The following is an 11,515-nucleotide window of genomic DNA, read 5'->3' as shown; positions in this document are numbered from 1 at the left end:
AGGTGGTTCTTCCGCCACGCAATGAAGCTGCATCACCAATGTCAGCTTCGCGGCTGACGCCGCTCCCACATCTGTGGTGGTCATGGCTGGTGAACACAAAAAACCCCGGCAAGCCGGGGTTTTTGCGTTGAACATGTGCAGCCGCCTTACTTCAACAGGCTGAGCACGTTCTGCGGCACCTGGTTGGCCTGGGCCAGCATGGCCGTACCGGCCTGCTGCAGGATCTGGGTGCGGGTCATCTCGGCCGTTTCCTTGGCGTAGTCGGCATCGCGGATGCGGCTACGGGAAGCGGAGAGATTTTCCGAGGTGGTGGCCAGGTTGGCGATGGTAGAGGTGAAGCGGTTCTGGATGGCGCCCATTTCCGCGCGCGAGCTGCTGACCGCCGTCAACGCCTTGTCGACGATCTCGATCGCACGCTGCGAACCGGAGAAGTTGGAGACGTCCAAGTCTTCCATGTGGCGGATGCCGCCGCCGTTTGCAGCCACGCCGGCAGCGGCGGTGGTCGCGCCCAGGTCGGCAGCGAGCGAGACGGTGATGCCGGTGCCGCCAGCCAGGGTGCCATTGGTGACGCCGCCGAAATCCTGCCCGGCCTTGACCGAGGTCAGCTTCAGTTCGCCGGCTTCGACGGTGGCGTACATGCCGGTCTGGTCCAGCTTGTTGTTGAAGGCCTGGGCAACCTTCTTCTGCACAGCGGCAGCATCGTCGCCGACTTCGATCTTGATGTCGTCCAGCTTGATCTGGGTGGCAGCGGCAGCGCCCGCCGGGGTGACGCTGACGGTGATGCCGCTGATCGAGCCCGAGGCGGTGGCGGCGGTGCCGCCGATGCCGGTGCCGCTCACGTTGTCGGCGAAGCCGGCCTGGCCCAGGGTGTCGATGTTGGCATCGACGATGGCATTGATGCCAATGGTCTGGCCGGAGTTGGCGCCCACCTGGAACAGCGCACCGGTGAAGCTGCCGTCGAGCAGCTTGGTGCCGTTGAAGCCGGTCTGGTTGGCGACGCGGTCGATTTCCGACAGCAGCTGATCGACTTCGGCGTTCAGCGCTTCACGGTCGCTGTCCGAGTTGGTGGCATTGGACGACTGCACGGCCAGCTCGCGGATGCGCTGCAGGTTGTTGCCGATCTCGACCATCGCGCCTTCGGCGGTCTGGGCCAGCGAGATGCCGTCATTGGCGTTGCGCACGGCCACATCCAGGCCGCGGATCTGGGTGCTGAAACGCTCGGAGATGGCCAGGCCGGCGGCATCGTCCTTGGCGCTGTTGATGCGCAGGCCAGAGGACAGACGCTGGATGGACGTCGCCAGGCTGCTGCCGCTGGTGTTCAAGTTGCGCTGAGCGTTCAGCGACATGATGTTGGTGTTGATGACTTGTGCCATGGGACTTCTCCGTTGTGTTCGGTGACGTGGTGCGTATGAGGAAGCGGTGGGATGCGGATTACGGAATCAGCGGATCATGTTGAACAGCGACATCGACTGCATCTGGGTGAAGATGGTCTGTGCCGCCTGCAAGGCCGCGCCTTCGAGCTGGTATTGCCCGATGGCTTCGGCATAGTTGAGGTCGCGTAGCTGCGACAGGGAACTTTCCAGAGTGATGCTGCTGGCTTCGCGCAGCGAGGCCGCATCGTCGATGGATTTCAGTTGCGCGCCGCCTGCGGCGCGCGCATCGATCAGGCTTCCCGATGCACGCGCGACATCGCGGATGCTTGCCTGCAATGCGTTCTGTTGGGCGGTGCGGCCGGCTTCGGTGGAGGTGTCCATATTCAGCGTCTGCACCAGCTGGTCGATGGTGCTGAACACATCGCGGGTACTGGCCTGGCCGGCGGTGAACGCATCGCCGGCGGCAGGAGTGCCTTCAATGCGAACACGCAAGCCCTGGAAGACGATGTCTTCGCCGGTCTTATAGGTGCCGGTACCGACCACCGTATTGCTGGCATCCACGACGTCATAGGTGTCGGTGCCGGTGAAGCGCAACGTATAGCTGTCGCCGTTCCAGCTGCCCGAACCGTCGCGGCTGATGTCGGTCAGTACCGCCTTGCCGGTGTTGCCTGCGGCCGCGGCTGCATCGACGGTGCCGTCACCGGTACGGATGCGCAGGAACACCTCGCTGCCCGGTTGCGCGTCCTTGATGAAGGTGCCGGGGGCAACCTCGACCTGGCGCTGGATCTGATCACCGTTGTAGGTCACGGTGCCATTGGCAAGCGTGAACGGTGCGGCGGCATCGGCGGCACCGCCAAACAGGTAGCGGCCGTTGCCATCGGTGGTATTGGCCAAGGCCAGCATCTGGTCCTTGATCGATTGCAACTCGGCGGACACCGTCTTGCGGTCTTCGGCTGACAAGGCGGCGTTGTTGGCCTGCACGGTCAGTTCCGACACCCGTGCCAACAGTTCGTTGGCCTGCGACAAGGTATTCTCCTGCAGGCCGAGCCGGTTCTGCGCGGTGTTGGCGTTCTTGCCCAGCTGTTCCAGTTCGGCAAGCACGCGATCCAGGCCAACGGCCGTACCGGAAGCAACCGGATCATCCTTGGCGGTGACTATCTTCTTGCCGGTGGCCAGCTGCTGCTCAAGATGGTTCATCTTGCTTTGCTTGGCCAGCATCAGCGAGACCGACTGGTCATACATCATGTTGCTGGAAATTCGGTTACTCATCAGCCCACCGCCTTCAAAATCGTCTGGAACATGGTGTCGGCGGTGGAGATCAGCTGCGATGCGGCCTGATAGGCCTGCTGCAGCCGGAGCATGTCCGCCGCCTCTTCATCAAGGTTCACGCCCGAGATCGAATCCCGTGAGGCCTTGGCGTTGTCGTTGATCACCTGCTGCGCCTGCAGCGAGTAGTCGGCTGCACGTGCTGCCGAGCCGATCTGCGTGGTCAAACCGCCGAGCGCGCCATTCAGGGTGACGGTGCCGCCGTTGAATGCCTTGGTATCTTCGACATTGGCAAGCCGCGAGGCGTTGCCGTTGTCACTGGAACCGGCAGCGGTCTTGCCGATGTCGAAGCGATCGCCAGCGGCAGGCTTGCCATCGAGCACCACGCTCCAGCCGTTGGCGCTGATGGTCTGGCCGGGCGTGTACGGATACGGGCCGGCACCATCGATGGTGTAGTTGTTGGCGTCAACAAAGGCGATGGCCGCAGGATTGAGCAGGGCAGGGTCGCCAGCATTCAATACGTCCAGCTTGCCGAGTACGCCGGTGCCGGTATTGCTGAGCACCGCCGTGCCCTTGACCGGATTGGCGGCGGCAATGCGCGAGGGGTCGGTGATCGCCACAGACAGATCGTTGGTTGCCCCAGCCGTTGGCTGCAGCAGGAAGCGATCATTGGTGGCGGGGGTACCGCCCACCACGAACTGCACGCCATTGACCACGAACGGATCGGCGGCAGTGCCGGTGCCGGTCATCGGTACCGCCACGCCGGAATCGGCGCGGCTGGCCTGCCAGTTGCTGCCGTCGAACTTGAGCAGCAGGTTCTGGCCATCCAACGCGCCAAGGTCGCCATAGCTGGCGGTGAGGCTTGCAGTGCCGGTATTGCCGCTATGGCCGGATATCTTCGGCGTACCCAGATTGAAGAAGTTGCCGCCCATGTCGCCGTACAGGTCCATGCCTTCAGCGTGGGCCTGGTTGAACGACTGCGCCATGCCCACCGCGATCCGGCCGAGCTCGGCCTGGGCGGGGGTGAGCACGGTTTCACGGAATTCCAGCAGGCCGCCGATCTGTCCGCCCAGCGCCTTGCTGTCCATGGTCACGGTCATGCCCTGGGTCTTGATCGCAAGACGCAGGCGCTCGGGCTGGTAGGGGTCAGCCGCAGTGGTGATCTCCGAGGCGGTGGTGCCGACAACCAGGGCCTGGCCGCCAGCGGAATAGACGTTCATCACGCCGCCGTCCTGGATCACCGCGGTGCCGCCGGTATAGCCGACCAGTTTGGAGATCAGCTGATCGCGCCGGTCCAGCAGGTCCGGTGCGGCCGCGGCGGCATTGCTGCCGATGGCACCGTTGATCTGTGCGATCTCCTTGGCTAGCCGATTGACCTCGGTGGCTGCGGAGATCAGGCCGTTGTTGACCTCGCTGTTCAGACTGTCGAGGTTGGTATTGAGTTGCTTGAAGCGGTTCACCAGGGTGCTGGCGTTGTCCAGAACATCGCGGCGGTCGGCGGTGCCGGAAGCGTTGGATGCCAGTCCATTGACAGCGTCAAAGAAGTTGGACCACACGCCGCTGACGTTGGTGGCCGCATCGGAGAACAGCGCATCGACGCGATCGGCCATGCCGGACAGCTGCTGCAGGCGCGCCAGTTCACCGTTGCTGTCGAGCAGGCGCGAGATGGCCAGCTGATCGGCCACGCGGCGGATGTCGGTGATCTTGGTGCCGTTGCCCACGTCGCCGTAGCCGACATCGCTGGGGTCGCGGGTGGCGAAGTCCACCTTCTGCCGGCTGTAGCCGTCAGTCTTGATGTTGGCGACGTTGTGGCTGACGGTAGCCAGCGCCCGTTGGAAGGCGATCAGCGCGCTGGTGCCAGTGGAAAGAACATTAGACATGGACGGCTATCTCAACGACGGGTGATGCCGGTAGCACCGGCGGTACTGGCAAAGGTCTGGCCCAGGCGTGCACCGGCATCGCCGATGGCGGCAACGGCGCGGCCGATGGTGGGCCCGGCGGCAATGGCGGCGATCTTGGCCGCGTAGGCCGGATCGGTGGCGTAACCGGCACGCTGCAGGCCCTGGGCAAAGCTGCGGACATCGCTGCCGGCGCTGAGCGCGGCCTGGTAGCGGGGACTGGTTTTCAACATGCGCACGTAGTCGCCGAAGCTCTCCGCCATCGAGCCATAGGCACGGAAGCTGGCGGTCTCATTGCGACGTTGGCCGTTGACGTATTCGTGGGTGCCGGTGGTGGCGCGTTCGCCGCTCCAACCAGTCGCTTTGATGCCGAACAGGTTGTGGCTGCTGTCACCGTTGTCGCGCTTGATATGGCGCTTGCCCCAACCGGTCTCCAGGGCGGCCTGTGCAACCAGGGCGCGCGGGTCGACGCCCAGCTCGCGCGCGGCGCGCTCGGCATGCGGCCAGATGCTGGCGACAAAGCCTTCCGGCGTGTGCTTGCCGAGCTTGTCGGCGGCAAGGTTGGCGGTGGTGGTGTCGACGGCGTCACCGCGCTGCGCCGCGGTTGCACTGCTCCAGCGATCATTGGCCATCGCCCAGTCGGCGGCTGGCGTTGCGGCTTCGTTTTCCTGATACGGGTTGGCGCTGCTCAGCGCAGCATGGAAGCTGCTGCTGTCACGGCCGGCAATCAGATCCAGGGCCTGGGCCTGCGGGGCCATATAGGTGGATTGGTCATCGATGTTCAACGTCGACAGCGGGTCGGCGCCGGTTGCCGATGCAGGGTCCAGCGGCATGCCGGCAGCTGCAGGTGCGGTCAACTGGTAGGCACGCGCGGCAGCGGCGGGCTTGATGCTGGGATCAACGTTGGGTGTGCTGGCGGAGTCGCTGCCACCGAGTTGGCGCGCGATCATCGCCGACAGGCCCAGCCCACGACCGCGCGTCATCGCCTCGGCAATGCGCTGGTCGTACATCTCGCGGAACATCTGGTTTTCACCCGGAAACATCGAATCGCCGAAGCTTGCATCACGCATGCTCTTGACCAGCATCTGTGCGAACTGGCCTTCCAGCTGGCGGGCAACCTTGTCGATCTTCGCCGGGTCATTGGCGATGGCCGGGTTCAGTTCAAGCGCGGGCGCGGCGATACGCACTTAGATCACCTCAAGGTCGGCGGTCAGTGCGCCGGCCTGCTTGAGTGCTTCCAGGATGGCGATCAGATCGCCCGGCGCCGCACCGACTTCGTTGACTGCGCGCACGATCTCATCCAGGGTCGCGCCGCCATCGAAGCGGAACATGCGGCTGCCTTCATTGCTGGCGGTAATGGTGGACTGCGGCGTGGCAACCGTCTGTCCGCCACCAAAGGCATTGGGCTGGCTGACCTGGGTCGATTCGCTGACGGTCACCGTCAAGGAACCGTGCGAGATCGCCGCCGGGCTGACCCGCACCTGCGAGCCGATCACCACGGTACCGGTACGCGAGTTGACGACGATGCGTGCCGGTGCCGCGCCTGGCGACAATTCCACGTTTTCGATACGGGCCAGCATGCCGATGCGGGCGCCAGCATCACTTGGTGTCTGTACCGCAACGGTGCCGCCATCAACGGCGCGCGCGGCGCCCTCACCGAAGGTGGCATTGAGCGCGCTGACCATCCGCGAGACGGTGGTGAAATCGCTCTGGTGCAGGTTCAAGGTGATGTCGCCGCCGGCGGCGAAAACATCCGGCAGGGCACGCTCGACGGTGGCACCGTTGGGAATGCGGCCGGCGCTGGGAATATTCACCGACATACGCGAGCCATCCTTGCCCTGCGCACCGAAGCCACCTACCACCAGATTGCCCTGGGCAATGGCGTATATCTGACCATCGATGCCCTTCAGCGGCGCCATCAACAAGGCACCGCCGCGCAGCGACACCGCATTGCCGATCGAGGACACGGTGATGTCGATGGTCTGGCCGGGTTTGGCGAACGGCGGCAGTTCAGCGTGGATCGCGACCGCTGCGACGTTCTTCAGCTGCGGATTGACGTTGGCCGGAACATTGACACCGAGCTCGCCGAGCAGGTTCTTCAGGCTCTGCACGGTGAAAGGCGCCTGGCTGGTGCGGTCACCGCTGCCATCCAGGCCGACGACCAAGCCGTAGCCAACCAGCGCATTGCCGCGCACACCGCCAACCTGGGCCAGATCCTTGATCCGTTCGGCATGGGCGGGCAGGGCGGCCGCCAGTGCCAGCATTGCGAGGGCCAGATGACGCATGAAAGAGAAAGTAGTCATCACGGTGCTCAGAACAGTGCAAACGCGGAGTTGAAGAAGCGGCCCAGCCAGCCCATTGCATTGGACTGCGCAACCGCACCGCGGCCGCCATAGGCGATACGCGCGTCGGCGACCTTGCTGGAAGAAATGGTGTTGTCTGGAGCGATATCCGCCGCGCGCACCACGCCCTGGATCTGCACCAGCTCATCGCCCTGATTGAGGCGCAGGTTCTTCTGCCCCTGTATCACCAGGTTGCCGTTGGGCAGGCGCTGGATCACGGTGACGGTCACGCTGCCCTGCAGTCGATTGCTCTGCGCGCTGTTGCCCTTGCCGGCGAAGTCACGCTCCGACGAGGCCGATGCGCCGAGAATGTCCTTGCCTCCCAGCGTCACCGGCGCACCGAACAAGGTCGGAGTGCCAACGTCGATGTCGGACTTCTTGCTGATCGCGGTGCTGGCGGTGGTGGTGGCCATTGTGTTTTCAACCAGAGTGATCGTCAGCAGGTCACCGACGTCACGCGCACGCCTGTCGCCGTACAGATTCAAACCCGGGCCAGCGGCGTAGATCGCTCCGGCGGTAGGCGCTGCGGCTTGCACGACGATGGGCTGGATCGGCGCCATGGGTGCGTAGGGGCGCACGTCGCCGGCCAGCGTGCAGCCGCCAATCAAGGCAGTGCACAGGGCGATGGAAACTTGGCGCAGGAGTGGGGTGCTGCTCATGACGGTATCCCTTGGCGACCAATCAGACGTTGTTGTTGAGGTAGCCGAGCATCGAGTCGGTGGTGGAAATGGCCTTGGCATTCATTTCGTAGGCGCGCTGGGTTTCGATCATCGACACCAGCTCTTCGACCACGTTGACGTTGCTGCCTTCCAGCGCGCCCTGCACGACGGTACCCAGGCCGTTGAGGCCGGGCGTGCCGTTCTGTGCCGGGCCTGAAGCGGTGGTTTCCAGGTACAGGTTTTCACCCTTGGCCTGCAGGCCAGCCGGGTTGATGAAATCGGTGAGCGTCAACGAACCGATTTCGACGGAGGCGGCTTCGCCGGCCATCTTCACGCTGATGGTGCCGTCGGTGCCGATGGTCATCGATTGCGCGCCTTCCGGGATCTGGATGCCGGGCTGCACCGGGTAACCGCTGTTGGTCACCAGTTCACCCTGGGCATTGATCTGGAAGCTGCCATCGCGGGTATAGGCGGAGCTGCCGTCGGGCATCATCACTTCAAAGAAGCCACGGCCGTTGGCCATCACATCCAAGGCGCGGCCGGTCTGTTGCTGGCTGCCTTGTTCAAAATGCTTGGAAGTGGCGACCACACGTACACCGGTACCCAACTGCAGGCCGGTTGGCAGCTGTGTCTGCGCCGAGGACGAACCACCTGGCTGACGCACCTGTTGATACAACAGGTCCTCGAAGCTGGCGCGGTCGCGCTTGAATCCGGTGGTATTGGTGTTGGCCAGGTTGTTGGAGACAACCGACATACGTGTCTGCTGTGCATCCAAGCCGGTCTTGGCGACCCACAATGCCTGATTCATGATGCGATTCCTTGGTAACTGATACCGGCCGATTGGCCCTTGCCTGTGTCAATGCATGGGCCGTGCCAAAAGTGGTGTCGAAATATCGGCGGTGTTCGCGGAGTGGTTGGCGACGTGCGGATGGCGCCAAACGCATGACACCGGGCACGACTGCATCGGCCTGGGCTGAACAGGTCGGGGCGCGGGAGAGGGATGAACTGAAGTGAGGATGCTGGCAGCGGGGAATGCACCGCTGTGTATCGCATCGCGCGCCGCGCAGTGGCGCAGGCGCGCGCTATGTTTGTGCGACCAGTGGTTCCATCAGCCGTTCAGACGCAACAGGCTGTTGGCGCTGCGCGCGTTTTCGTCACCATGCTTGATGACCTTGACCTGCATTTCAAACTGGCGCTGCAACTGGATCATCTGTACCAGTGCACCGGCGGCATCGACATTGCTGGATTCGAGCATGCCGCTGTCCAGCGCCTTGCCTTGGCGCTGCACGAAAGGCTGCTGCGGATCGGTATTGCGCATCAAGCCATCAAGCCTGCGTTCCAGCTGTTCATTGGGCGCATCAACCACGCGCAGGCGGCCGATCATCGCCATCGTCTGCGGGCCTTCGCCCAGCGGAATGATTGACAAGGTGCCGTCGTGTCCGATCTCCATCGCCTGATGCGGCGGCACCGCGATTGGATTGCCGTTGTCATCCAGCACCGCATTGCCTTCGGCGGTGAGCAGCTGCCCGTTCGGCGTCAGCGACAAGGCGCCGCTGCGGGTATAGGCCTCGCTGCCATCGCTGGATTGCACGGCCAGCCAGCTGCCCGGCTGCAGGGAAAGATCCAAAGCATTGCCGGTGATCTGCTGCGCGCCGACGCGGCGGTTGAAGCCGGCGTCCACGTGCAGGGCATCCACCCGCGACGGAAAGCCCGGGCCCTGGATGCGGAACGCCTCCGTGTTGGCCAGTGCTTCCTTGAAGCCCGGGGTATCCGAGTTGGCCAAGTTGTGCGACACGGTGGCCTGCGCCTGCAGCGAGGCACGGGCACCGGTCATGGCAACGTAGAGGGCTTTGTCCATAAGGCTTGGGTTCGGAAGTAAAGAGGGGGGTGAAGCGCAGGGCGTGGTACGGAGGAATCCGTTGCACGCCTTAGGGGCGCATTACATCGGTGCAGCGTCGTGCGTGAGCGTGGCGCGACCGGTTGAGAGGCTGGCCACTGGCCAGCCATGCGCCGTCGCGCCCGCCTGGCTTACCTGATGTTGATGATGGTCTGGGTGATCTGGTCCTGCGTGGACACCATCTGCGAATTGGCCTGGAAATTGCGCTGGGCAACGATCATGTTGACCAGCTGCTCGGTCAGATCAACCGTTGAGGCTTCCAGCGAACCGGCCTGGATCTGGCCCAGATCCGAGGTATCCGGCGCGCCGGTACGCGGGTTGCCGGAGGAGAAGGTTTCAACCCACAGGTTATTGCCCTGGTTCTGCAGGCCCTGCGGGTTGTTGAAGGTGGTGAGCGCCACCTGGCCCAGTGCCTTGTCATCGCCATTGGAATAGCGTGCATACACCACGCCGTCCTCGGAGATGCTGATCTCATTGAGCTTGCCTGCGGCGTAGCCGTCCTGGCGGGTGTCGCGCATCGCGAACTTTTCGCCGTACTGGGTAGCGCCTGCGACATTCAAGGTCAGATTGACGACGCCCGCGCCGGTGCTCGGGGTGAACGGTGCCAGGGTGATGTCGCCGTTCGCCGGGTCGATCAAGGCACCGGCGTTGGAGAACTGCAGCATCGACGGTGCACCGGCGGGCTGGCCGTCGATGTAGTTGTGTACTTCCCACTCGTTGGCGGTGGCCGTCTTCACGAAGTACGAGGTCTGGGTGTGGCTGACACCCAACGAGTCGTAGACGGTGATGCCACCGGTGGAATGGTTGTAGGTGTTGGAATCGGTAGGGTCGAACGCCGTTACCGTCGGCACCGGCGCGTTGCCGGGCAGGGTGAATGCCAGGTTGACCAGGGTGCTCTGCTTGGGCGGGCTGTCGGTGGTGAGCAGCTGCAGATCGGTCAGCTGGCCATCGAAGCGGGTGCCATCGGCACTGGGGGCAAACACCTGCAGGCGTGCACCCTGCGGGTTCACCACGTAGCCGTTGTTGTCGGTCTGGAAGTTGCCGGCACGTGAGTAAACGCGCGAGCCGTTCATGTTCATGGTGAAAAAGCCCTCGCCGGCGACGGCCAGATCCAGGCTGCGCCCGGTCTGGTTGATGTTGCCCTGCGAGAACTGCTGCGCCACATTGCTAAGCCGCGCGCCCGAACCAATCGCGTTGCGTGACAGGCCATAGCTGGTGGCATTGAACAGATCGGCGAACTCGGCGCGCGATTCCTTGAAGCCGGTGGTGTTGACGTTGGCAATGTTGTTGGCGGTGACATTCAGATCAGCGTTGGCCGCATTGATGCCTGACAGTGAGACGTTGAAACCCATGGCGATACTCCTGGGAAATCGAAGAGGGGGCTCAGCTGACGCGGAGCACGTAGTCGAGCGGGGCAGTGCCCAGCCCCTTGAGATTCAGGTACAGGCCATCGGTTCCCACCGTCACGCTTTCCACTTCTGCCTGCACATAGGTGTTGAGCTTGCTCTGCGCGCCTGCGCTGTCGGTATGGGTAGCGGTGACGGTATAGCTGCCCGCCGGCATGCGCTTGCCATCGGCATTGGTGCCATCCCACTGGAAGGCGACCTCGCCAGCGGCGTCGGCTGGCACGGTCAACTGATTGACCTTCAAACCGTTGGCGTCGGTGATGTCGACCGTGACCGAGCCGGCCGATGGCGCCGCAACGGTGCCGCTGGTGCCACCTTCGGCCTCCAGAGCAACCTTGGTCGAGGGCACCATTACTTCATGGCCAACCAGAGCCGCGCCGCGTAGTACCTGGTCGCTGGCCATGGACTGCTGGAAGCCCTTCACCGAGGTATTCAGATCGGTGATGCCCTGCACGGTGGACAGCTGCGCCATCTGCGCCACCATCTGGCTGTTGTCCATTGGCTTGGTCGGGTCCTGATGCTGCAGCTGGGTGGTCATCAGCTTCAGGAAGTCGGCCTGGTCAAGTGCGCTTTTGTCCTTGGTTTTGGTGGCGCTGTTCGGGGCGGTAAGCCCGAGCGAACTGTAAAGATCGGAGTTGACGCTGGTGCTCATGTCGGCAAATTCCTGGGGGAGG

The 11,515-nt window shown here is 63.6% G+C and carries 10 protein-coding genes; all 10 read right to left on the bottom strand.

The window, feature by feature from the left end; translation table 11 throughout:
* Window positions 1–146: 146 nt before the first annotated feature.
* Window positions 147–1,373 (bottom strand): flagellin, encoded by a 1,227-nt coding sequence (locus ABE493_RS17060; protein ID WP_346500142.1) that lies wholly within the window; start codon window positions 1,371–1,373, stop codon window positions 147–149.
* 66 nt (window positions 1,374–1,439) lie between these two features.
* Window positions 1,440–2,642 (bottom strand): flagellar hook-associated protein FlgL, encoded by a 1,203-nt coding sequence (gene flgL / locus ABE493_RS17055; RefSeq protein ID WP_346500140.1) that lies wholly within the window; start codon window positions 2,640–2,642, stop codon window positions 1,440–1,442.
* A complete protein-coding gene (gene flgK / locus ABE493_RS17050) occupies window positions 2,642–4,519 on the bottom strand; it encodes a flagellar hook-associated protein FlgK (protein WP_346500138.1) in 1,878 nt (625 codons plus the stop codon). The genes flgL and flgK overlap by 1 nt, the downstream gene beginning before the upstream one ends.
* Window positions 4,520–4,530: 11 nt before the next feature.
* Window positions 4,531–5,724: a flagellar assembly peptidoglycan hydrolase FlgJ gene (gene flgJ, locus ABE493_RS17045; protein WP_346500135.1), complete on the bottom strand. Its 1,194-nt coding sequence runs from the start codon at window positions 5,722–5,724 to the stop codon at window positions 4,531–4,533.
* The gene (locus ABE493_RS17040) at window positions 5,725–6,840 is read right to left on the bottom strand and encodes a flagellar basal body P-ring protein FlgI (RefSeq protein WP_430980808.1); all 1,116 of its coding nucleotides are present in this window, start codon (window positions 6,838–6,840) and stop codon (window positions 5,725–5,727) included.
* Between the two features lie 8 nt (window positions 6,841–6,848).
* Window positions 6,849–7,538 (bottom strand): flagellar basal body L-ring protein FlgH, encoded by a 690-nt coding sequence (gene flgH / locus ABE493_RS17035; RefSeq protein ID WP_346500133.1) that lies wholly within the window; start codon window positions 7,536–7,538, stop codon window positions 6,849–6,851.
* Between the two features lie 22 nt (window positions 7,539–7,560).
* Entirely contained in the window at window positions 7,561–8,346 is a 786-nt protein-coding gene (gene flgG, locus ABE493_RS17030) for a flagellar basal-body rod protein FlgG (protein ID WP_057628083.1), read from the bottom strand.
* Window positions 8,347–8,646: 300 nt separating this feature from the next.
* Window positions 8,647–9,396, bottom strand: coding sequence for a flagellar basal body rod protein FlgF (locus ABE493_RS17025; RefSeq protein WP_346500130.1), 750 nt, complete (start codon window positions 9,394–9,396; stop codon window positions 8,647–8,649).
* A 170-nt stretch (window positions 9,397–9,566) separates the two neighbouring features.
* Window positions 9,567–10,787 carry a flagellar hook protein FlgE gene (flgE, locus tag ABE493_RS17020; RefSeq protein WP_346500127.1) on the bottom strand — a complete coding sequence of 407 codons (1,221 nt, stop codon included), beginning with the start codon at window positions 10,785–10,787 and terminating at the stop codon, window positions 9,567–9,569.
* Window positions 10,788–10,818: 31 nt separating this feature from the next.
* Window positions 10,819–11,493, bottom strand: coding sequence for a flagellar hook capping FlgD N-terminal domain-containing protein (locus tag ABE493_RS17015; protein WP_346500125.1), 675 nt, complete (start codon window positions 11,491–11,493; stop codon window positions 10,819–10,821).
* Window positions 11,494–11,515 lie beyond the last annotated feature (22 nt).

This window comes from Stenotrophomonas terrae, from assembly GCF_039674165.1.
Taxonomy (GTDB): Bacteria; Pseudomonadota; Gammaproteobacteria; order Xanthomonadales; family Xanthomonadaceae; genus Stenotrophomonas; species Stenotrophomonas terrae_A.
Note: the sequence above shows the minus strand (reverse complement) of the source record. Positions and strands in the feature narration are given on the sequence as shown.

What these genes read in the sequence shown, in the direction of transcription:
- ABE493_RS17060 (WP_346500142.1), bottom strand. Translation starts at nt 1,373, where the DNA reads ATGGCACAAGTCATCAACACCAACATCATGTCGCTGAACGCTCAGCGC.
- flgL (WP_346500140.1), bottom strand. Translation starts at nt 2,642, where the DNA reads ATGAGTAACCGAATTTCCAGCAACATGATGTATGACCAGTCGGTCTCG.
- flgK (WP_346500138.1), bottom strand. Translation starts at nt 4,519, where the DNA reads ATGTCTAATGTTCTTTCCACTGGCACCAGCGCGCTGATCGCCTTCCAA.
- ABE493_RS17040 (WP_430980808.1), bottom strand. Translation starts at nt 6,840, where the DNA reads ATGACTACTTTCTCTTTCATGCGTCATCTGGCCCTCGCAATGCTGGCA.
- flgH (WP_346500133.1), bottom strand. Translation starts at nt 7,538, where the DNA reads ATGAGCAGCACCCCACTCCTGCGCCAAGTTTCCATCGCCCTGTGCACT.
- flgG (WP_057628083.1), bottom strand. Translation starts at nt 8,346, where the DNA reads ATGAATCAGGCATTGTGGGTCGCCAAGACCGGCTTGGATGCACAGCAG.
- ABE493_RS17025 (WP_346500130.1), bottom strand. Translation starts at nt 9,396, where the DNA reads ATGGACAAAGCCCTCTACGTTGCCATGACCGGTGCCCGTGCCTCGCTG.
- flgE (WP_346500127.1), bottom strand. Translation starts at nt 10,787, where the DNA reads ATGGGTTTCAACGTCTCACTGTCAGGCATCAATGCGGCCAACGCTGAT.
- ABE493_RS17015 (WP_346500125.1), bottom strand. Translation starts at nt 11,493, where the DNA reads ATGAGCACCAGCGTCAACTCCGATCTTTACAGTTCGCTCGGGCTTACC.